The organism is Lentimicrobium saccharophilum (assembly GCF_001192835.1).
GTDB lineage: Bacteria > Bacteroidota > Bacteroidia > Bacteroidales > Lentimicrobiaceae > Lentimicrobium > Lentimicrobium saccharophilum.
This window is the reverse complement of record NZ_DF968183.1, coordinates 933,780-955,792: the sequence shown is the minus strand read 5'-3', so window position 1 is coordinate 955,792 and position 22,013 is coordinate 933,780. Positions and strand designations below refer to the sequence as shown.

22 protein-coding genes and 1 tRNA gene are annotated in these 22,013 nt (G+C 47.4%); 16 read left to right on the top strand and 7 right to left on the bottom strand.

Going from position 1 to position 22,013, the window contains the following annotated elements; genetic code table 11:
- Position 1 precedes the first annotated feature (1 nt).
- The 14 genes from TBC1_RS15750 to TBC1_RS15685 all read left to right on the top strand — a co-directional run bounded on the left by TBC1_RS15750 (position 2) and on the right by TBC1_RS15685 (position 11,232).
- On the top strand, positions 2 to 1,450 hold the full coding sequence (locus TBC1_RS15750; RefSeq protein WP_236695686.1) for an ATP-dependent DNA helicase: 1,449 nt from the start codon (positions 2 to 4) through the stop codon (positions 1,448 to 1,450).
- Between the two features lie 101 nt (positions 1,451 to 1,551).
- Positions 1,552 to 2,586 (top strand): bifunctional heptose 7-phosphate kinase/heptose 1-phosphate adenyltransferase, encoded by a 1,035-nt coding sequence (locus tag TBC1_RS15745; RefSeq protein WP_062045657.1) that lies wholly within the window; start codon positions 1,552 to 1,554, stop codon positions 2,584 to 2,586.
- 72 nt (positions 2,587 to 2,658) lie between these two features.
- Entirely contained in the window at positions 2,659 to 3,429 is a 771-nt protein-coding gene (gene porT / locus TBC1_RS15740) for a type IX secretion/gliding motility protein PorT/SprT (protein ID WP_062044938.1), read from the top strand.
- A gap of 84 nt (positions 3,430 to 3,513) precedes the next feature.
- Positions 3,514 to 5,070: an NAD(P)/FAD-dependent oxidoreductase gene (locus TBC1_RS15735; protein ID WP_062044936.1), complete on the top strand. Its 1,557-nt coding sequence runs from the start codon at positions 3,514 to 3,516 to the stop codon at positions 5,068 to 5,070.
- 130 nt (positions 5,071 to 5,200) lie between these two features.
- The gene (locus TBC1_RS15730) at positions 5,201 to 5,896 is read left to right on the top strand and encodes a hypothetical protein (protein ID WP_137305794.1); all 696 of its coding nucleotides are present in this window, start codon (positions 5,201 to 5,203) and stop codon (positions 5,894 to 5,896) included.
- 157 nt (positions 5,897 to 6,053) lie between these two features.
- Positions 6,054 to 6,125, top strand: a tRNA-Glu gene (locus tag TBC1_RS15725).
- A gap of 19 nt (positions 6,126 to 6,144) precedes the next feature.
- Positions 6,145 to 6,399 (top strand): 30S ribosomal protein S20, encoded by a 255-nt coding sequence (gene rpsT / locus TBC1_RS15720; protein WP_062044931.1) that lies wholly within the window; start codon positions 6,145 to 6,147, stop codon positions 6,397 to 6,399.
- Between the two features lie 128 nt (positions 6,400 to 6,527).
- Positions 6,528 to 7,226 carry a RadC family protein gene (radC, locus tag TBC1_RS15715; protein WP_062044928.1) on the top strand — a complete coding sequence of 233 codons (699 nt, stop codon included), beginning with the start codon at positions 6,528 to 6,530 and terminating at the stop codon, positions 7,224 to 7,226.
- Between the two features lie 63 nt (positions 7,227 to 7,289).
- On the top strand, positions 7,290 to 8,447 hold the full coding sequence (wecB, locus tag TBC1_RS15710) for a non-hydrolyzing UDP-N-acetylglucosamine 2-epimerase (RefSeq protein ID WP_172668916.1): 1,158 nt from the start codon (positions 7,290 to 7,292) through the stop codon (positions 8,445 to 8,447).
- Positions 8,448 to 8,806: 359 nt separating this feature from the next.
- A complete protein-coding gene (gene rpsF, locus TBC1_RS15705; RefSeq protein ID WP_172668940.1) occupies positions 8,807 to 9,166 on the top strand; it encodes a 30S ribosomal protein S6 in 360 nt (119 codons plus the stop codon).
- Between the two features lie 28 nt (positions 9,167 to 9,194).
- Positions 9,195 to 9,467: a 30S ribosomal protein S18 gene (gene rpsR / locus TBC1_RS15700; RefSeq protein WP_062044923.1), complete on the top strand. Its 273-nt coding sequence runs from the start codon at positions 9,195 to 9,197 to the stop codon at positions 9,465 to 9,467.
- Between the two features lie 15 nt (positions 9,468 to 9,482).
- The gene (gene rplI, locus TBC1_RS15695) at positions 9,483 to 9,932 is read left to right on the top strand and encodes a 50S ribosomal protein L9 (RefSeq protein WP_062044922.1); all 450 of its coding nucleotides are present in this window, start codon (positions 9,483 to 9,485) and stop codon (positions 9,930 to 9,932) included.
- A gap of 203 nt (positions 9,933 to 10,135) precedes the next feature.
- Complete coding sequence (locus TBC1_RS15690; protein ID WP_062044920.1) at positions 10,136 to 10,909, top strand: TrmH family RNA methyltransferase; 774 nt, start codon at positions 10,136 to 10,138, stop codon at positions 10,907 to 10,909.
- 128 nt (positions 10,910 to 11,037) lie between these two features.
- Positions 11,038 to 11,232, top strand: coding sequence for a hypothetical protein (locus TBC1_RS15685; protein WP_062044918.1), 195 nt, complete (start codon positions 11,038 to 11,040; stop codon positions 11,230 to 11,232).
- 1 nt (position 11,233) lies between these two features.
- Here TBC1_RS15685 and TBC1_RS15680 read toward each other — a convergent pair whose 3' ends face one another.
- The 7 genes from TBC1_RS15680 to TBC1_RS15650 all read right to left on the bottom strand — a co-directional run bounded on the left by TBC1_RS15680 (position 11,234) and on the right by TBC1_RS15650 (position 18,292).
- Positions 11,234 to 12,253, bottom strand: coding sequence for an FAD:protein FMN transferase (locus TBC1_RS15680; RefSeq protein WP_062044916.1), 1,020 nt, complete (start codon positions 12,251 to 12,253; stop codon positions 11,234 to 11,236).
- 98 nt (positions 12,254 to 12,351) lie between these two features.
- Positions 12,352 to 13,596, bottom strand: a complete 1,245-nt coding sequence (gene nqrF, locus TBC1_RS15675; protein WP_062044914.1) for an NADH:ubiquinone reductase (Na(+)-transporting) subunit F — start codon at positions 13,594 to 13,596, stop codon at positions 12,352 to 12,354.
- Positions 13,597 to 13,638: 42 nt separating this feature from the next.
- Complete coding sequence (gene nqrE / locus TBC1_RS15670; RefSeq protein WP_062044912.1) at positions 13,639 to 14,256, bottom strand: NADH:ubiquinone reductase (Na(+)-transporting) subunit E; 618 nt, start codon at positions 14,254 to 14,256, stop codon at positions 13,639 to 13,641.
- Positions 14,257 to 14,282: 26 nt separating this feature from the next.
- The gene (locus TBC1_RS15665; protein ID WP_236695685.1) at positions 14,283 to 14,939 is read right to left on the bottom strand and encodes an NADH:ubiquinone reductase (Na(+)-transporting) subunit D; all 657 of its coding nucleotides are present in this window, start codon (positions 14,937 to 14,939) and stop codon (positions 14,283 to 14,285) included.
- Complete coding sequence (gene nqrC / locus TBC1_RS15660) at positions 14,936 to 15,697, bottom strand: NADH:ubiquinone reductase (Na(+)-transporting) subunit C (protein ID WP_062044910.1); 762 nt, start codon at positions 15,695 to 15,697, stop codon at positions 14,936 to 14,938. The genes TBC1_RS15665 and nqrC overlap by 4 nt, the downstream gene beginning before the upstream one ends.
- Positions 15,698 to 15,728: 31 nt before the next feature.
- Complete coding sequence (locus TBC1_RS15655; RefSeq protein ID WP_062044908.1) at positions 15,729 to 16,889, bottom strand: NADH:ubiquinone reductase (Na(+)-transporting) subunit B; 1,161 nt, start codon at positions 16,887 to 16,889, stop codon at positions 15,729 to 15,731.
- Positions 16,890 to 16,945: 56 nt separating this feature from the next.
- Entirely contained in the window at positions 16,946 to 18,292 is a 1,347-nt protein-coding gene (locus tag TBC1_RS15650; protein WP_062044906.1) for a Na(+)-translocating NADH-quinone reductase subunit A, read from the bottom strand.
- A gap of 244 nt (positions 18,293 to 18,536) precedes the next feature.
- On the opposite strand from TBC1_RS15650, the gene TBC1_RS15645 reads away from it, so the two are divergent.
- Both TBC1_RS15645 and TBC1_RS15640 read left to right on the top strand, forming a co-directional pair.
- Positions 18,537 to 19,943, top strand: coding sequence for a type IX secretion system plug protein (locus tag TBC1_RS15645; RefSeq protein ID WP_062044904.1), 1,407 nt, complete (start codon positions 18,537 to 18,539; stop codon positions 19,941 to 19,943).
- A 131-nt stretch (positions 19,944 to 20,074) separates the two neighbouring features.
- The gene (locus TBC1_RS15640) at positions 20,075 to 21,889 is read left to right on the top strand and encodes a DNA polymerase III subunit gamma/tau (protein ID WP_062044902.1); all 1,815 of its coding nucleotides are present in this window, start codon (positions 20,075 to 20,077) and stop codon (positions 21,887 to 21,889) included.
- Positions 21,890 to 22,013: the final 124 nt, after the last annotated feature.

The following is a 22,013-nucleotide window of genomic DNA, read 5'->3' as shown; positions in this document are numbered from 1 at the left end:
CATGATTGAATTGGATACACGGCTGATGGCCGGCAATATATTGAATGAACTGGGGCACGAGCCTACGGAAGGTCAGAAAACGCTGGTTCAGTTACTGAGTACCTTTATCACTGAGCCGCAAAAACCTCACCGGCAGCCCGCTTTTCTGCTTCGCGGTTACGCCGGTACCGGTAAAACTTCACTGGTGAGCGCGCTGGTGAGGATACTCCCCCTTGCCGGATTGCAATCCGTATTGCTGGCCCCCACCGGAAGGGCCGCCAAGGTGCTGGCTTCTTACTCAAGAAAGCAGGCGTTGACAATTCACCGGAAGATTTATAAAGCCATTTCTGCGGAGGATGGCAAACTGAGGATGGAACTTTCGGCCAATCCCCATAAATATTCGCTTTTTATTGTAGATGAGGCTTCGATGATTCCCGGACCGGGGGGAGCCGGGGAATCCGGCATCTATGGCCACCGCGACCTGCTCGACGACCTGATTACTTATGTATACAGCAGTGAGGGATGCCGACTTATCCTGATCGGCGACCGGGCGCAGTTACCTCCTGTCGGCAATGAAGAAAGCCCGGCATTGGATGAGGATATTCTGAATAATCAGTACCACCTGGATACTGTTGTTTATGAGTTGCATGAAGTCGTGCGTCAATCGCTGGAAAGCGGAATACTTACCAATGCCACCCGTCTGAGGCGGCAATTAACCCCTGAGAAACCGGAATTGCCGTTTTTTCACCTCCGGGGGTTTGAAGATATCCGGATGATTGACGGCGCTTCCTTCGAAGATGCCCTCAATTCATGCTACTCAAGGTTTGGGGTTGAAAACACGGCAATCATCACACGGTCGAACAAACGCGCCAACCTTTTTAACAATGAGGTGCGCGCACGGCTGCTTTTCAGGGAAACAGAACTCTCGGCCGGCGATATCATTATGATAACCCGGAATAATTATTTCTGGCTGCCTTCGGGAGCGAAAGCCGGGTTTATAGCCAATGGCGATATGGCGGAGGTGCGCAGAATAAGACATATCGGAGAAATGTACGGATACAGGTTCGCGGATGTGAGTATCAAGCTGGTTGATTATCCTGAAGAAGAGGTAATTGACGTGAAACTGCTGCTTGACTCCATGAACACGAATACGCCCAATATGCCCCAGGAGGAGATGCAGAAACTCTTTGATGAAATTCTTCTTGATTACACTGAGATTACATCTGAAAAAGCCAGGGTTGAAAAGGTGAAAAGCAGTCAGTTTTATAATGCCGTTCAGGCCAAGTTTGCCTATGCGCTTACCTGCCATAAAACCCAGGGCGGGCAGTGGGATGCCGTATTTATTGACCATGGCTATCTGACTGCAGAAATGGTGGACGCCGGTTTTGTCAGGTGGTTGTACACCGCGCTGACCCGCTCGACCACCGAAGTTTACCTGGTCAATTTCAATGAAATGTTTTTTGAAAAGTAGCAGGACATTTCCTGATGCTGTTTTTGCCCGCTTCGCCAATTGGTTCTGAATACTTATCTTTGCAAGCCTTTTCAGATAATACCGGGATAAACAGGAAACCGATGAAAACCGACCGACTAACCATAGAAAAGCTTTTCAGGGATTTTGAAGGAAAGCATGTACTGATCCTGGGAGATGTAATGATCGATGCTTATCTCCGGGGAAAGGTGGAGCGGATTTCGCCCGAAGCTCCGGTCCCCGTGGTACAGCTTAACAAGCGCGAGAACCTGCTGGGCGGCGCGGCCAATGTGGCATTGAACATCAGGGCCCTGGGCGCGGTACCGGTGCTTTGCTCGGTTATCGGGGAAGATCAGCGTGGACAGGAGTTTATGCAGTTGCTGAAGGATGACGGAATTTCGGGAGAAGGCATTCTGCAGAGCGATTCAAGAATCACTACCACAAAATTCAGAATTATTGGCAATAAAGTGCAGATGCTCAGGGTGGACGAAGAAATGGACACGGATCTGAATGATCGGGAAGTTGAAAGACTGTTTGATAAAATCAGGGAACTGATGCAGCGATTGCCCGTTTCTGTAGTGATATTTCAGGATTATGACAAAGGAGTGCTGACAAGAAGACTGATAGAAGATGTCATTAAACTGGCAAATTCAAAGGGAGTTCCGGTAGTGGTTGATCCCAAGAAAAAACATTTTGACGCTTACCGGGGGGTTGATCTGTTCAAACCAAATCTCAAGGAACTGCGTGAAGGACTTAAAATTGACATTGATTCCGGAGATATTGAATCCATTCGTTCTGCAGTTTCCCATTTGCAGGAGAGCCAGTCCATCCGTTCGGTAATGGTTACTTTATCGGAGGCCGGGGTATATATGAATGAAAAGGCTGACGGGAAAACCAATGAGGTATTGGTTCCTGCGCACCTTCGCAATATCGCCGATGTTTCGGGTGCCGGAGATACGGTAATCAGCGTTGCCTCACTGTGTCGTGCACTCGGGGCGTCTTCGTGGCTCACAGCGGCGCTTTCAAATCTGGCCGGAGGCCTGGTATGCGAGTTTGTTGGTGTTGTGCCTGTGAACAGACAGCGGCTGATGACAGAGGCATTGGAATTACTGGCAGATTCCGGAAAGAAAACCGGCTGAACCGCTTTGGTTGCGCGATGACAGTGATAAAATAAAGTCAGCCTGAAAACGTTATGAACAAAAAATTGAACTGTGCGTAGAAAAGCCATTACCATAATCTTTGCCATTGTATTGATTGCCCTGATGAGTCCGGGGGTACACGCCCAGCGGCTGAAGGTGCGCAATCTGCCCGCTTATGACCTGGCCCCTTATCATTTTGGGTTTATTCTGGGCATGAACCAGATGTTGTTTTCCATCAGAACAACACCCGGATTCCAGAATGTTACCTATTCATCACTCCAGACACCCGATCTGTATTCAGATTCTGCCAGGTTACTGGGGCTTGAACATAAGCCTGCCTTCGGGTTTACCATCGGCATCGTTTCGAACCTGAGACTGGCGGAGTCTTTCGATCTGCGTTTTGTCCCTTCACTTTCCTTTGGCGAACGCGACCTTGAATATTCAATCATCACCAATTTCGAAGGAGAAAGAGATCAGATACTGGTCAATAAAAAAATGCAATCAACCTTTGTTGAATTTCCTCTTCACATCAAATATAAAGGCAGCCGCTTGAATAATGTCCGGCCTTACTGGCTGGCCGGCGCCAAATATGCCATTGACCTTGCCAGTGACTCAAAGAAAAAGGAAGAGAATAATAACATTTATGTAGCCTTGAACCGAAGCGATCTTTACGGCGAATTGGGCGCCGGATTCGATTTTTACACCACTTTTTTTAAGTTCGGCATCGAACTGAAGATGTCGTACGGTTTGAGCGACATTCTGAAGCGCGAAGGAAATATCTACACTGGTGCAGTTGACCGTCTGAACTCCAAACTGTTCCTGCTTTCATTCACTTTTGAGTAATTCGCTGAAGGTTGTTCTGATTTTTTACTTGCCTGTTCAGGCTTTGATTCCATTATTTCCGATCAGCCAGATATTATAATTTCCATGAGAAAAATCCTTGAGATGAAGCTGAATCCGGCCGAAGCAGGAGATCCTGCGCGCTGGAAGCATATTGCCGCTTCATTGCTGGGTGTACCGCAAGGGCGGATTTATCATATCCGGCCCCTCAAGCGCTCGTTGGACGCGCGTCAGAAAATTGTTTTCAGGCTTAAGGCCGAGGTATTTATTGGTGAGCATCTGCCTTTTGAGGAAAAGATCGTCCGGAAGTCCTATCCCGGTGTATCAACCCGCCCCCCCGTAATCATCGCCGGTGCAGGACCAGCCGGGCTTTATGCAGCATTAACGCTGATCGAACAAGGATATAAGCCTGTGATTCTGGAGAGAGGGAAAGATGTTAAAGCCCGGAAATTTGATATCTCGGTACTGAACCGCGGAGAAAAGCTGAATCCGGATTCTAATTATTGTTTCGGAGAGGGTGGGGCAGGTACCTATTCCGACGGTAAGCTCTATACGCGTTCCACCAAGCGGGGAGATGTCTCATCCGTGCTCAGAATATTGGTTGAACACGGTGCGCCGGAGGATATTCTGATCGATGCACACCCGCACATCGGCACGGACAAGCTGCCGGGTATCATTTCCGCCATCAGAAGGACCATTCTTGAGTCGGGTGGAGAGTTTTATTTTAACTGCCGGGTTACAGGGCTGATTACTCATAAAGGAAAGATCCGTGGGGTGACTGACCAGCATGGCAGGGAGTTCCTTTCAAGGGCTGTAATCCTTGCCACGGGGCATTCCGCCCGCGATGTGTATGAAATGCTGCACAACCAGGGCCTCACGATCGAAGCCAAGCCCTTTGCGCTGGGGATCAGGATTGAACACCCTCAGGCGCTGATAGACACCATCCAATACCGGATCCCTGACCGCGGTCCTCATATCCCGGCGGCAGCGTATAGCCTTGTTACCCAGGTTGAGGGCAGGGGCGTTTTCTCTTTCTGTATGTGCCCCGGCGGTATTATTGTGCCTGCGGCAACAGGTGCCGGTGAAGTGGTCGTCAATGGGATGTCCAATTCCAGGCGGAACTCGCCGTTTGCCAATTCGGGAATCGCTGTGGCTGTTGAGCCTTCCGACTGGCAGGCATATAGTCCTGAAGGGCCGTTTGCAGCCCTGAGGTTGCAACAGGAAATTGAACGCAAAGCATGGGAAGCTGCCGGTGGAACGTTGAAAGCGCCTGCCCAGCGTATGACAGACTTTATAAATGATGTAGCTTCAGGAAGCCTGCCCGATTGCTCTTATCATCCCGGGTTGCAAAGCTTCCCGCTGAATGAAATCCTTCCTCCGTTCATCTCCGGCCGGCTGAAACAGGCATTCCGTGACTTCGATAATAAGATGAAAGGTTTCTTAACAGAGGAAGCGATTCTGATTGCCGTGGAATCGCGAACTTCATCTCCGGTTCGCATCCCGCGCGATGAAGTCACACTTACACATCCTCAGTTATCAGGGTTGTATCCCTGCGGCGAAGGGGCCGGGTATGCCGGCGGGATTGTCTCATCGGCCATGGACGGGCAGAAAGTGGCAATGGCGGTGGCCGGAAGTCTGCGCTGATTACACTCTTTTCCTGAATTATGCATTCCCGTCATGATTTTTGATCCTTCCGTTGGTGTTTCAGATAATATTCGGTAGGTTTGCATGGCAAGTCGAACAATTCATTCAGTCCCTTAACGAATCAGCAACCATGGAAGCAAATCAGCCTGACAATAGTCTGTTTGAAGTCCTGCGCCGGAAATCTCAGCTTAAACAGGATGTTTACCAGATTACCCATAGTACTTTCCGGCTTTTCAAGAACGTGATTCTTGAAATGGTAGCCGATTATCAGCAAAAATATAATGGCAATCAGCAGTCCATTCCCTTTGAATACCGTGACAGGGGAGAGTTTGAACTTGAACTGCGGTTTGGGGGTGATGTACTTATTTTTATGATGCATACCAATATTTTTGAGTTTTCGCGTATGCATGAAGTGATGAAAACCACTTATATTCATGATGACAAGCAACGTTCCTATTGCGGGGTCATCAACATTTACAATTTTCTTGCCGATTCATTCCGCTATAACCGCATCAATGACCTTGGGTATATGATAGGCCGGGTTTTTGTTAATAAGGATAATCATTATTTTATCGAAGGGAAAAGGGAAATCGGCATGCTCTTCAATAATTTTTCCTCGTCGGTAATGACAAAAGAGTCGGCCCGGCAGATTGTAGAATCATCTGTTCTGTATACCATTAACTTCGACCTGCTCACCCCTCCATACGACCAGGTGAAGGAAGTTACCGTGTTCGAAATGCAGGCTTCCCTCGAAAACATGAAACTCAGGACCGGAAAAAGGCTGGGCTTCCGGTTCCAGGCCGACCATGAGGAATTTAAACAATAAGCGCCTTGTTCATGTAAATAGCTGATAAATAGTAATATGCGAATTAATTAAAAATCTACCCGGGATTGGCATCAAAAAAAAGTTCAAAAAAAATAATTCACTGTTTGGAGGTTTCAAAATTAGTTGTACATTTGCAGTCCCTAAGGAAATACCTAACGGTCCGTTCGTCTAGGGGTTAGGACGCCAGGTTTTCATCCTGGTAACAGGGGTTCGATTCCCCTACGGACTGCTAACATAGCATTAACAAAATGGCAAATCACAAATCGTCACTCAAAAGAATCAGGGCTAACGAAACCCGTCGTATCCGTAACAGGTATTATGCAAAGACCATGCGCAATGCCGTTCGTAAGTTCAGGGCGCTCGATAATAAAGCCGAAGCCTCGGAAAAACTCCCGGGACTTATCTCCATGATAGATAAACTTGCCAAGAAAACCATTATCCATAAAAACAAGGCCGGTAACCTTAAGTCGAAACTTACCCGCCTGGTGAATAAAATGGCATAACTACCAGAGATTAACACACAGCCCCCGTACGTGAGTGCGGGGGCTTTTTTGTATTATGATGTTTTGATATTTATTATCTTTATGGAATTATATTTCATGTATAGCTATTTTAATGTAATTCAGAAGATATGGATGATAATAAGGTCAGGGTTCCCATCAAATACTGGGCTGAAGATGATAAACCCCGCGAAAAACTTATCAGTAAAGGAAAAGAAGCGTTGAGCGATGCCGAACTGTTGGCCATCCTTCTGCGATCTGGTACAAAAACCCGCTCTGCCGTCGAGCTCGGGCGCGATCTGCTCCAGCAGGTTGATAACAATCTTATCGGACTTAGCAGGCTGTCAGCGGAAGAACTGACCAGGCACAACGGGATAGGCGAAGCAAAGGCGTTAAGTATCATCGCTGCCCTTGAGCTTGGCATGCGGCGGCGGGCAGCAGAAATTCCGGTGAAAAAGACCATATCTTCCAGCCGGGATGCGTTTGAGATATTCTATCCGAATCTTGCCGACAGCCTTTATGAGGAGTTCTGGGTGCTCTTTCTCAACCGGGCCAACCGTAAAATATCCGTGATGTCGGTAAGCGAAGGCGGGCAGGCAGGGACAGTGGCCGACCCGAAAAAGATATTTAAAATGGCGCTTGAACAGAATGCGGCTTACATTATTTTATGCCACAACCATCCCTCGGGCAACCTCAGGCCCAGCGATGCCGACATCAGGCTAACCCGCAAAATGAAAGAAGCCGGGCAGCTGCTCGATCTTCCCGTGCTTGATCATCTTATTATCGGCGACGAAAAATATTATAGCTTTGCGGATGAAGGACAGATGTAAAACTGGTCTGATGACCCGATCTTTGTCCTTAACACTATTTTCTCCGTAAAAAGCATATTTCTTATGATAAAAATAGTCACAGTTATCGGTGCGCGCCCGCAGATCATCAAAGCTGCAGCCCTGAGCAGGGCCATCGCCAATGGATTTGCTGACCGTATAACCGAAATTATCGTGCATACCGGTCAGCATTACGATGAAAATATGTCGCAGGTATTTTTTGATGAACTGGGCATCCCAAAACCGGATTATAATCTTGGGGTCGGAAGCGGACAGCATGGCGTTCAGACAGCCCGGATGATACAGGGAATTGAAGAAATCCTGTCAAAGGAAAAGCCAGATATGCTGATCCTATACGGCGATACCAACTCGACACTTGCCGGCGCGGTCGCGGCATCCAAGATGCATGTTCCCATTGCCCATATAGAAGCCGGGCTGCGTTCATTCAATAAATCCATGCCCGAGGAGATCAACCGCATTATGTGCGACCACGCTTCCACGCTGTTGTTCAGCCCGACGGCCACCGGGTTTGCCAACCTGTTGCGCGAAGGGTTTAATGCTTCGGCCCGGCCACCCTTTACCATTGACAACCCGAAAATCTATCATTGCGGGGATGTGATGTACGACAACAGCCTTCACTTTGCGGAACTGGCTGAGCAAAAGTCACGGATACTCGAAGGCCTGGGCCATGAAACGGGGAACTACCTGCTTTCTACCATTCACCGCGACAACAACACCGATATCCCCGAACGGTTGAATGCCATCTTTGAAGCCCTTGACGGCATCAGCCGCCGGCGGCAACTTCAGGTGGTACTGCCTTTGCATCCCCGCACTTCCGGATTACTCAGCCAGAACCTTTCACAAGAATTATATGCTTCGGTAAATGAAAATCATCTGATCAGGATCATTCCGCCGGTTTCATTCCTGGATATGACCCGCCTTGAAAAGAACGCCCGCTTGATCCTGACGGATTCGGGTGGGGTGCAGAAAGAAGCCTATTTCTTTGAAAAGCCCTGTGTGATAGCCCGCTCCGAAACGGAATGGACTGAAATTACAGCTGCAGGTGCCGGTATTTTAGCCGATGCGGATACCGCCCGCTTGCTTCAGGCCCTGGAGCAATTCCTCGATCATCCGCCGGTGAACTTTCCGGCCGTGTTTGGCGATGGAAGGGCGGCTGAGTTTATTTGTAGTGAAATCATTAATCTGCAGGCTATTAGCGCATAGTGATGAATATTTTGAACTCCTGCAGGTAACCGTCTGCCCTATAGTTAGTTATGGTCGGTGATGGCTAAAGTTGGGGTCAAATTCAGGCCTTAAAGCCATGCAAATAAGTATCCATTTTAGTGTTTGTTGCATAAGCTAGGAAAATCGCCGGAATGGTTTTCAGGCAGCTGGAATGATATTTTGGAGGCTAAAGGCAGTGTCAAATTATCTATTTAGGAAAATTGTTCCGGTAAGTCAGGTGCTATTAATCAGTTAATATAAAATGAATTGCTTATTTGCTTTGGAAATCAGATTTTTTTTGTACTTTTGCAATCCGTTTTAAAAACACCATGAATTAATAATTAAACCTAACGCAGATGTTGAAAAACTATGAAACCGTTTTCATTATGACTCCCGTTTTGTCTGATGAACAGATGAAGGAAGCGGTTGGAAAATTTCAGAAATTGCTGAAAGACAAGGGGGCTGAGATAGTCCACGAAGATCACTGGGGCTTGCGCAAGCTGGCTTATCCTATCCAGAAGAAGACTTCGGGATTTTATCATTTAATTGAATTCAAATCCGAGGGTAGCCTTATCGGAGATCTTGAAGTTGCTTTTAAACGTGATGAGCGGATCCTCCGTTTCCTCACCGTAGCGCTCGACAAGCATGCCGTTGCCTACAACGAGAAAAAGCGTTTAAACAAAGCAGCCGCAGTTGCTGAAACAAATCCGGAAGCCTGATCAGGTTAAATTTTAAATTCATTGAACAATGGCAAATCAACCCAATTCTGAAATAAAATATCTTACACCGATCGCGGTCGATGTTAAGAAAAAGAAATACTGCCGCTTCAAAAAGAGCGGGATCAAGTATATCGATTACAAGGATGCTGACTTCCTTATGAAATTCGTGAATGAGCAGGGTAAGATCCTTCCCCGCCGCATCACCGGTACATCAACCAAATACCAGCGCAAGGTCGCGCAGGCGGTTAAAAGGGCCCGTCATATTGCCCTGATGCCTTATGTGGCTGATCTTTTAAAATAAAGGAGGGAACATACCATGGAAGTTATTCTCAAGAAAGACATCCCCAATCTGGGCTATGCAACTGATATCATAAAGGTTCGCGATGGCTACGCACGCAATTATCTCATTCCTCAGGGCTTTGCTATTATGGCCAGCGAGGCCAACAAAAAAATGAATGCTGAAACCCTGAAGCAGAAAGCATTTAAGGAAGATAAAATCCGCAACGAAGCCGAAGCAATGGTTAAACTGCTCGAGAACGTGAAAGTTAAAATCGGCGCCAAGGTTGCATCAACCGGTAAGATTTTCGGTTCTGTCAATGCACTGCAGATTGCGGAAGCGCTGAAAGAGCAGTTCAATTACGATATCGACCGTAAAAAGATCCATCTTGATGGCGATTCTGTTAAGGAAGTAGGTGAATACAAGGCCAAAGTTATGCTGCACAAAGGCGTGAGCGTAATGGTGAACTTTGAAGTATTCGCCGAATAGGCGATACTGAGGATTTTTTGTAACTTTAATCCCGGTCGTAAAGCCGGGATTTTTTTCATTCAATAGTCTGTTAAATTTAAGAATCACGCAAGGACGCAAAGACGCAACGAATTGATAATGATCGATTTGCTATCTTTAAACAAGTTTTAATATTCCGCTGTAAGTCAATTCATTTAAAATTCTTAACGGACTACTGTAATAGGATGCTGAGTAAAAACCAATTAAAGCTGATCAATTCCCTGCGCCTGTCGAAAAACCGGCAGGAGGAGGGGCTTTTTGTCGCCGAAGGGGTTAAGCTGGTGGATGAATTGTTATCCAGCGATTTTGCGGTTGAAAAGATTTTTGCCACTGCCGGCTGGATAAGCGGAAGTCATATCCCAAAACATCGTTACCTTGTTGATATTGTTGAAATAAGCCAGCAGGAACTCGAAAAAATAAGTGCACTGAATACCCCGAATCAGGTGCTTGCCATTGCCCGGATTCCGGAAACCCCTGCTGCGGGTGATCTTTCTGGTGATTGGGTGCTGGCGCTTGACCAGATCAGGGATCCCGGTAACCTGGGGACAATCATCCGTACAGCCGATTGGTTCGGGATTGACCGCATTGTTGCCGCATCGGGCAGCGTCGATATCTGGAATCCAAAGGTTGTTCAGGCAAGTATGGGTTCCGTTTTCCGGATGCCATTCCATTATGTTGATCTTCAGAAATTTTTGAATACCCATGCTTCGCAAGTGCCGGTTTACGGTACCTTGCTCGAAGGGGAAGATGTAACTACTGTCCGGTTCAAAACAGGTGGAATAGTAGTAATAGGTAACGAATCGCACGGAATTTCGGAAGAGATCATCCCCCTGATCACCGGAAGGATTACCATTCCGGGGGCATTAAAAGGACCCAAAGGCCGCGCTGAATCGCTGAACGCCTCCATTGCTGCCGCGCTGATCTGTTATGAGATCAGGCGTCAACATCCTTTGGGATAGACAAAAATTACCGGCTGATAACAACATTAAGCGGAAGCTGCTGTTATATTGCCTGAGTGCTGATGCTGAATTCTCCGGGCTGTTAAGGCCTGGTCTTCAATGTAAAATGAATTTAATTTTTCTGATCAATGATACTAAAAGTCGTTCTGCTTGCCACTGCAATCATCGGATTATCCATTGCCGGTATAGCCATAAAAATGTTTGTGAAAAAGGGAGGGGAGTTTAAGAAATCCTGCTCAAGCGTTGACCCCAATACAGGTCAGCGGTTGGGATGCACCTGCGGGAACAGCGAAGGAAGCTCCTGCGAAAATAAAACTGCCTGATTTACTCGGCGTTATTATCTTCAAACAGTTTTTCGAGTCCCGGGCTGGTCCAGTGCTGGTTGGTGCCTTGCGCGTCGCTGAAGATGAAATGCGCTTCCAGGCCAGGATGCTTACTGAGAAAATCCCTAGACTTTTCAACACCCATCACCATAAATGCCGTTGCGAAGGCATCGGCGGAGATGCAGTCATCCGCAAGTACCGAAACACTCAGCAGTGAATGCGTAACGGGATAGCCCGTTTTCGGGTCGATGGTATGAGAGTATTTCACGCCATCTTTCACGAAATATCTCCGGTAGTTTCCTGAGGAAGCCAGCGCTTTATCTTTCAGTTTTACCACCACGTCAACGGTGCGGGTTTCATCGCCTTCGCCGGCGGGTTTCTCGATGCCGACCCGCCATAATTTACCGCCTGGCTTCGCTCCCCTGGCAAGCACCTCGCCGCCCACATCGATCAGATAGTTTTTTATACCTTCTGTTTCAAGCATTTTTCCGATCAGGTCGGCTGAGTAGCCCTGCGCGATGGCATTATAATCGATCATAATGGCCGGGTCTGCCTTGATAAGCCGGCCGTTCTCCAAAGAGATATTTCTGTAGTTCACCAGGGGAAGAATACTGTCAACCTGTTCCTGGGTGAGTTTCATGGCATCGGTAAATCCGAAGCCCCAGGCATTGGTCAGCGGCATGGTGGTGATGTCGAATGCACCATCTGTCATTTCAGAGACTTCCTGTGCCTTTTTGAATACATAAGTGAAGGCATCGTCGGCGACCGCTGTTGAATCATTATTGTTGAACCTTGAAATAACAGATTCTTTAAGATAAACCGAGGCTGACATGTCGAATGCCCTGAAAAAACTGTCGATGGCGGGCTGGAAGTTCCTTCCTTCCTCATCGTAATAGGTGATGGCATAATAGGTTCCCTGTGCCATCCCGTTAAGTTTAACTTCCTTGAGATTGTGCATTCTTCCGCATGAGGCCATTACAACTGACACTGCAATCAGGCTCAAAAATCCGGTTTTTGTCATCTGGTTTGTTTTGGTTGTGCGAAATTAGAAAAATTATGCCGGTTGTCACAAAAAAAGCCCTGAACCGGTTTCAGGGCTTTCGAAGAGGCAGGAGTCTGTTATCCTCCGAAATCGTCAAATGCAATGTTTTCCTTTGGCACGCCGAGGTTATCAAGCATTTTAAATACGGCTGAGTTCATCATGGGCGGGCCGCAGAGGTAGAATTCAATTTCCTCAGGTTCAGGATGTTTGCTGAGGTAATTGTCGAGTACTACCTGATGGATAAATCCGGTATAGCCTGTCCAGTTGTCCTCCGGCAAAGGTTCCGAAAGGGCGATGTTGAATTTGAAATTCGGAAAATCCTTTTCAATCGCCTTGAATTCATCATCATAGAAGACTTCGCGCAACGAGCGTGCTCCATACCAATAGGTCACTTTCCTGTTTGTTTTTTCGGTGTGGAACATATGGAAAATCTGGCTTCTGAGCGGGGCCATACCAGCACCTCCGCCGATGTAGAGCATTTCTTTGTCGCTGTGCTTGATATGGAATTCACCGTAAGGGCCGGAAACCATTACCTTGTCGCCCGGTTTGCGGGAGAAGATGTAGGATGAACAGATTCCGGGATTCACGTTCATAAACTGATTTTTGGCCCTGTCCCAGGGTGGGGTGGCAATACGGATGTTAAGCATCACAATGTTCCCCTCGGCCGGGTGGTTGGCCATGGAGTATGCCCTGAAAATCGGTTCGGGATTTTTCATTTTGAGATCCCAAATCTTCAGTTTATCCCAGTCTTCGCGGAATTTATCCTCAACGATGATATCCTTGAAATCGACCTCACACTTGGGTACATCAATCTGGATGTAACCTCCTGATTGAAAATCGAGGGTTTCGCCTTCAGGCAGCCTGACAACGAATTCTTTGATGAAAGTAGCAACATTGCGGTTGCTGACCACTTCGCATTCCCATTTCTTAATTCCGAAGATTTCTTTGGGGATGCCGATTTTCAGGTCGCCGCGCACCTTCACCTGACAGCCGAGCCGCCAGTTGTTCTGCTGCTCTTTGCGGGTAAAGTAGCCCTTTTCGGTTGGCAGAATGTCGCCGGCGCCTTCAAAAACCTGGCATTTACACATGGCGCAGGTTCCGCCGCCTCCGCATGCTGAAGGCAGGAAGATTTTCTGTGCCGAGAGGGTACTCAGCAGTGATGATCCCGGATCTGCTTCGATCTCGGTTTCATCATTGATGGTAATTTTTACTTTTCCCGGAGGTGTGAGTTTTGCACGTACATAAAGCAGCACACCGACCAGAAGCAGGATTATGGTGAGGAAAACCACAATGCTTATCAATACAATAATTCCGGTTCCCATGGCAGTATTTTTCTCTGTTTAATAAAATTTTCCTGATTAATCTTAGAGTTTGATGCCCATAAAGCTCATAAAGGCAATGCCCATCAAACCTGTGATGATAAAGGTAATGCCCAGGCCCCTGAGTGGCTTGGGTACATTGGAATACCGTATTTTTTCCCGGATAGCTGCAATGGCCACGATGGCAAGAAACCAGCCGATTCCGCTTCCGAGTCCGAATGCCGTGGCTTCGGCGATGGATCCGTAATCCCGCTCCTGCATAAAGAGTGAGCCTCCGAGTATGGCGCAGTTTACAGCGATAAGCGGCAGAAAGATACCGAGTGACGCATAAAGGGTAGGGGAGAACTTCTCGATTACCATCTCTACCAGCTGAACCATTGAGGCGATTACCGCGATGAACATGATGAAACTGAGAAAGCTGAGGTCGACATTGGCAAACTCGCCGCCCAGCCACGAAAGGGCTCCCTTGCGGAGAAGATAGTTGTTGATCAGGTAATCGACCGGCACGGTGATGCCCAGTACAAAGATTACTGCAATCCCCAGTCCGACAGAAGTTTTTACCGTTTTTGATACAGCCAGGTATGAGCACATCCCCAGGAAGTATGCAAAAATCATGTTGTCAATAAAAATTGACTTTACAAATATATTTATCAGATTTTCCATAATCAGTCTGTGTATTGGGTGATTGACTAATTTTCTTCCTGCAGGTCAGGGTTTTTTGCGCGCTGTACCCAGATAATAATACCGACTACGATGAGGGCCATAGGAGGTAAGATCATCAGGCCATTGTTGACATATCCGAGCTCATAAAAAGCCTTCGGCATTACATGATAACCCCAGATGGTACCCGAACCCAGCAATTCGCGGAAGAAAGCCACGATGATCAGAATAATTCCATATCCTACGCCATTTCCCACGCCATCCACAAAGGAAGGCCAGGGTTTGTTGGCCATGGCAAATGCTTCGAGGCGTCCCATAATGATGCAGTTTGTGATGATGAGCCCTACGAACACGGAAAGCTGTTTGCTGACATCATAAACATAAGCCTTGAGTATCTGGTCGACCAGAATTACCAGCGCCGCGATAACAGTCAGCTGAACAATAATCCTGATTCTTGGCGGAATGGTGTTGCGCAGCAACGAAATGGACAGGTTTGAAATGGCTGTGACCGCTGTAACTGAAAGCGCCATCACAAATGCAGGTTCAAGCTTAACCGTAACAGCAAGTGCTGAACAGATGCCAAGTACCTGTACGGTGATGGGGTTATCTTTATTGAGCGGGCCCAGCAGCAACTTCTTGATTTTAGCTGAGAACATGGGTTCTCTCTCAGTTTTCGCAGTACTCATAAGGCTTTCTGATTTTTAAAATAGGTAACGTAATTTTCGAGGCAACTATTAAGCATGTCCGATACACCATTGCTGGTGATCGTTCCTCCGGAGATTGCATCCACACCATGGGCGGGATCGATGCTTGAATTTGCAACGCCTCCCTTCACCACCTTTATGGAAGTGAAGTTGCCATTGGCATCGAACAGGGTTTTTGCCGGGAATTGGGCAGTAAAGATGTCTGTGGCGATTTCAGCACCGAGGCCGGGCGTCTCTCCTTTATGCCCGAAAGTGACACCCTCAACTGTATTAAAGTCGCTCTTTAATGCGATATTGCCCCAGATTGGCCCCCAGAGTCCGACTCCATAGAGAGGTATGATGTAGAGGTCTTCAGTGCCCTTGCGGCAGACAAACAAAGGGAAAACCGGCTCCTGGGCCTGTTTGCCTTCGGCGATCTGCTGTTTTGCCTTCAACTCTGATTTCAGGTCCACCAGGAATGCCCTGCGGTCGCCTTTTTCAAATTTTCCGCCGGCATAAACGCCTACCTCTTCTCCTGCAGCATTGATTACAATCTCTTTGACAATGTGCTTATCATAAAGTTGTTCGGCATCCGCAGTGGTTGACTCTATGTGGGCTGAGCGCAGAATATCCTGAATCTTCTCGATCTTGACATTCCTTTCCTGCGCCGGTTGCAGCAGAATAGCGGCAGCCGAAAGCAAAGCTGCTACCAGGATGACCATGATAGAAGCGTATCTGAATATATAACCGTTACTGTACATGATTACGATGTGTTTTAAATTGGATTGATGTTCAGGCTTTGACAGGCTTCATCCGTTTGAGCCTGCGCTTAATGTTCGCTTCAACAACATAATGGTCAATCAGCGGAGCGAATACATTCATAAGCAGGATGGCCAGCATCATGCCTTCGGGATAAGCCGGGTTAAGTACACGGATAAGCACGGCCATCACACCGATCAGGAAACCGTAAATGATTTTGCCCTTGTTGGTCTGGGATGCGGTGACCGGGTCGGTGGCCATAAACACCATTCCGAAAGCAAAACCACCCATCACGAGGTGATAGTAAAACGGCACATCCAGCATATAGGAATTAGTCCCGACAAGGTTAAAGAGTCCGCCCATAAAGATACCTCCCAAGGCAACTGAAACCATAATTCTAAGACTTCCTACTCCGGTAAACACCAGAATTGCGGCACCAATCAGAATGGCAAGTGCGGAAGTTTCCCCGATGGAGCCCGGAATGGTCCCCATAAACATTTCCATAAAGCTATGTGTAAAATTAACCGTTTCAGCGCCGATTCCTGCAGCAGCTTCAGCCAGCGGAGTGGCGCCTGAGAAAGCATCGGCTTTTTCAGCAATCCACACTTTATCGCCCGAGATCTGGGCAGGGTAAGCAAAAAACAGAAATGCACGCGCGGTAAGGGCCGGGTTAAGGATGTTCATGCCTGTTCCCCCGAAAACTTCTTTACCGATGATAACGGCAAAGGCTGTGGCGAGAGAAACCATCCAAAGGGGAATATCCGGAGGAACTACCAGCGGAATAAGCATTCCCGAAACCAGGAATCCTTCGTTCACCTCGTGATGCCTGATCTGCGCGAATGCAAATTCAATGGCAAGCCCGGTAACATAGGAAACAACGATGATGGGTAAAACTTTCCAGAGGCCGTAAAGAACTTTATCCCAGAATGCAACGGTTTCGCCATGTGAAAGAAAATGCTGATGTCCAACATTCCAGATGCCGAAAAGCAGGGCCGGAATCAAAGCGATGACCACGAGGCTCATAGTACGCTTCATATCTATGCTGTCGCGGATATGACTGCCATGTGAAGTTGTTTTGTCGGGGACAAAGAGGAAGGTTTCGAAAGCATCAAAGGTTGAGTGAAGCTTCTCGAACTTTCCGCCCTTCTGAAACTGGGGCTTGATTTTGTCCAGTTGTTTTCTGAGCGCTTTCATTCAGTAACGTATTGATTTTTAATTTTGTGTTTGTTTCGTGTCATTGAATCTCCTGCTTAGCTCATCTCCTTGCGCATGATTTCAAGGCCTTTCCGGATGATGGTCTGTATCTCGGTTTTCGAAGTGTCCATAAATTCGCACAAAGCAAAGTCTTCCGGTTCAACTTCATAAATCCCAAGGTTTTCCATCAGGTCAATGTCTTCGGTAAGTATGGCTTTGATCAGCTGAAGCGGATAAATATCCATGGGAAGTACTTTTTCGAACTGACCAGTCATTACATAGGCACGTTCGCCACCGTGCAGATTGGTATCCAGTCGGTATTCCTTTGAGGGATTTATCCAGGAGAAAAATGCCCTTGAGGTGCTGAATTTTCCGAAACCGGGAAGTGCCCAACCCAGGAATTCATGATAATTGCCTTCAGGAATTACCGTGACCATGGAATCATAGAATCCCAGGAAATTATCAGGCCTGATCTGCTTGCCGGTGAGTACATTTCCAGATATAAACCTTACGTTTTCACCATTCACATTGTCTTTGACCATCGTGCTGATGGAAGCGCCCCGCCTGGTTTTGTAGTACTGCGGGCGGGAAGCTTCCGACCCTGCCAGCGCGGCAATTGTTGTTGAATCATAAATACCTTCCCTGAAAAGGCGCCCGATGGTAATCACATCCTGAACGCCGGCAAACCATACAACATCGCCCTTGTTGATGGGATCAATGTGATGAATCTGAATTCCTATATTGCCTGCGGGGTGCGGGCCTGAAAAAATATTGATGGTTACATTGCGCGCTCCGAGGAATTCTTTTGCCTTTGTCTCCTTGCTGACATTCAGGTTAACCTTGCCATCACTCAACTTCGAAAGCACATCGAGACCTGTCTGAAAATACTCTCCCTGACCGTTTACGACGAAATCGTAATCAGGCGCGAGCGGGGCTGTATCGAACGCGGAAATATGCACCGCTTTGGGGGTATGCTCCGGATTGGCAATCACAGCATAAGGCCGCTGACGGATGACGGTCCAGACGCCGCTTTGAAGCAGTTTTTCAGCAATCTCCTTTTTGGTCAGAGAAGCAGGATCAGCCTTCCCGAAATCGATGGCTTCGTTTTTCCCGTCTGATTCAATCCGGACTTCAAGCAGCAAACGCTTATCTCCACGTTTAATCTCTGTGATCGTCCCGCTGACGGGTGAGGTAAAAACAATATTCTCCCGGTACTTATCAATAAACAGCGGGGAACCGGCTTTTACTGCATCTCCTTCCTTTACCTGCAAACGCGGGAAAACACCGGTAAAGTCGGTTGGCTTGATGGCGAACTGCTGTGCAGATAATCCGGTAATCTTTTTTTCGGCTGAACCTTTTAGCCTGATGTTTAGCCCTTTGGTAAGTTTAATGGTCTTCGGCATAATGTTGGAAATTTCAGACTGTCGCTTTAAAAGCGGCAAAGGTATGGATTAAGTTAAATATTTACTTTTGTCAATGGGACTTTTTTTTACATAGTCCATTTTCTAAGCAAATCTACAGAATAATTCAGGTTTAATCAAAATTAACCCGGCTTGTTTACGTTATTCCGGTACGAAAACTGTTGTGAATCATCCTGAGGTTTTAATCTATTGTTAATTTTGTAACAAATCAATTCTCAAACAACTTATGAATAGCATTGTTCAACCGGTAGTGGCCAAATTCATTGTTTTTCTGTATTTCATTTATATACCGGCGGCTACTTATGCGCAGGCAGGCGAGAAACAATCCGGGAAAAGCAGCAAAAGGGCAAAGGAACGTGAAGTTGTTCAGGCAAAGGGCAAAGACAGTTACTTCGATTCCGGATTTTTGAGGTATGAGGATTTTATTTACCGGGAGTCGGTCAGAACGGTGCTTTTTCACAGGGAGGGCTGGGAGTTGACGCCCCCGATGATTCTGTTCAATTCCGATGAAAAGCTGATGCTCTCCTTTGATGATCTGGATGCTGACTATAAAGTATGGCAATATACGGTAATTCATTGTGATGCAGTCTGGAAGCCGACCGACTTATGGCAGAATGAGTATATCGAGGGGTTTACCGAAGATTATATCCGGGATTATAAATATTCATACAACACCCTTCAGGCATTCACCCATTACAAACTGGCAATCCCCAATGAAAACTTCAGGTTTACCTTACCCGGGAATTATATTCTGAAAATATATCCGGAAGGTATGCCGGATCAGCCGGCCATTACCCGGCGGTTTATGGTGGTTGATCCGAAGGTGACCGTTAAAGCCCGGGTAAAGCGTTCCAGTGTAATCGACCAGTACTTCACACACCAGGAAGTGCCGTTTTCAGTCCTGAACCCTGCCTATCCGATTCCGGAACCTTATCGCGACCTGAAGGTTGTCATATTACAGAATAACCGCTGGGATAACGCTATCTGGAATCTTGCCCCTATGATGCTACGTGCTGACGAGCTTGATTATCAGTACACCGATGGCCGGAATTCATTTGAAGCCGGCAATGAATTCCGGTATTTTGACATCAAGAGTCTGCGTTATACCTCTGAACGGGTCAGGCAGGTGGAGAACCGCAATGATGGCTATCATGTCACCCTGCTGCCTGACGCAGCACGCACATTCAAGCCTTATGTTACCTACTCCGATATTAACGGGCAACGGCTGATCAAGACAGAAGATGCCCGCGACAACGATCTCGAGGCAGAATATGTATGGGTGGATTTTTTCATTCCCTGGGATGCACCCATGACCGACGGAGCACCATACATCATGGGCGCATTAACCGACTGGCAGTTCAGCGCAGCAGGCAACACCCCCGGGGAGCGCAGCGGCCCGGGAAGGATGAGTTACAATTTTGCACGCCAGGGTTACGAGGCCAGACTTTACCTGAAACAGGGATACTACAACTATTTGTACGCATTTTTGCCCAACGGGGAATCAGAGGCTGAGCTTGCCAGGCTGGAAGGCAGCCGGTATGAAACCCGCAACAGCTATACAATTCTGGTGTATTACCGTGAACAGGGTTCGCGTTTCGACAGGCTGATTGCGGCGGAGGTGGTCGAGAATTAAGGGTCAACAGTGTGAGCATTGATTAGCGGCCTGACGGCACCGGGCAATTATTCCTTTTTCCGCTCCGGTCTGCATGATATATTGTTTTTTCACGTAAGTTTGACCTCCCAAAAATCTATTGAGCCATCAGGATGGAGAATTTCATTGTATCAGCCCGCAAGTACCGGCCGGCTTCCTTTGCAACGGTAATAGGCCAGGCTTCTATTACAAATACACTCAAGAATGCAATCCGTAACCAGCAGATCGCGCAGGCATTCCTGTTTACGGGGCCGAGAGGGGTAGGGAAAACTACCTGTGCCCGTATCCTGGCCAAGACGATCAACTGCCGGTCGTTGACCACTGAAGGAGAGGCCTGTAATGAATGCGAATCATGCCTGTCATTTAATAAATCATCCTCCTTTAATATCTATGAACTTGATGCTGCATCCAATAATTCGGTGGATGATATCCGGAATCTTGTGGACCAGGTACGCATACCGCCGCAATCGGGCAAATATAAGGTGTATATCATAGATGAGGTTCATATGCTGTCAACAGCGGCTTTCAATGCTTTTCTCAAAACCCTTGAAGAGCCGCCTGCTTATGCAAAGTTTATCCTGGCCACTACCGAGAAACACAAGATACTGCCTACCATTCTTTCCCGCTGCCAGATTTTCGATTTTCGCAGGATAGGGGTGGAAGATATCGCCCATCACCTTGCCTGGGTTGCTGAAAACGAGCATGTTAATGCTGATCCGGATGCGCTGCACATCATTGCGCAAAAGGCTGATGGCGGCTTACGCGACGCGCTTTCCATGTTTGACCAGCTGGTCAGTTTCGCCGGCGACAGGCTAACCTATAAGCAGGTAATTGATAACCTGAATGTGCTTGATTATGATTATTATTTCAGGATTACAGATTTTATTCTTGAAGGAAATATAAGCCAGACATTACTTACCGTGAATGAAATCATCGATAATGGTTTCGACGGGCAGCATTTTATCACCGGACTGGGACAGCATCTTCGGAATCTGCTGGTCAGCCGGGATGAAGAAACCGTTGGGTTGCTTGAAACCAGCGCCAATATCCGTAACCTTTACCTGAAACAGTCGGCTGCCTGTAGCCCTGATTTCCTGCTGAAAGCCCTTGATCTGAGTAACAATTGCGATCTCAGTTATAAGGCCAGCAACAATAAGCGCCTGCATCTCGAAATTGCCCTTATGCAGCTCTGTAATCTGGCATCACCTGTTCAATCTCCGGCCGGTCCACGGGGAGCTGCGGCGCTGGCTATACCCAAAGAGCCGGCCCCGGCTTCAAGACCTGCTGATTTAAGTCCAAAGCCGCAGGAACAGCCTCCGCTAAAGACATTGCAGGAGCCGGAGTCAGGCATTCCGGCTGCAAATGTGAGTAAAGCTGCCGAGCCGCTCACTTCTTATCCGGTAAAAACCACCGCACCTGTGCGCAAGGAGTCTCCCGCTGAAGTCAAAACCTATACCGGAGTGAATATCGGTAATCTGATGAAGCCTGGCTCTGGCGCTGCTGCTCCGTCTAAAGAGAATACACTGGCTGAAGAGCCGGAAGTACTCCCCCCGGATAGGGAGGTGTTTACCCAGCATGACCTTGAACTTATATGGAGACCTATGGCTGAAACCATAGCCAAGGATTCGCCAAATCTGTTCAATACCCTTACCTGCCGCATTCCTGTGCTTACAGATGGGTTTAAGGTCGTCGTTACCGTAGATAACAAAATCCAGGAAAGTGAAATTTTCGGTAAGAGGGCCGAAATATTGGGCTACCTGCGTAAGGAACTCAAAAACTGGGGCATACAGCTTGAGACACTTGTAACTGACCGGCCGGTTGAATCGCGCAAGCCTTATACCGATCAGGAAAAGTTCAATGCAATGGCTGAACGAAACCCGGCCATCAAAACATTGAAGGATCAGTTGAACCTTGATATAGAGATGTAAGCTGATTGATACATAAGTAATGAGCAATCATTAAGCATATTGCAGTGATTTGGCAATACATTCTGAATGTTGCCGGAAAAGTGGAATAAGTTACTTTTCTCCGGTACAGCACAACTTTTCAAAA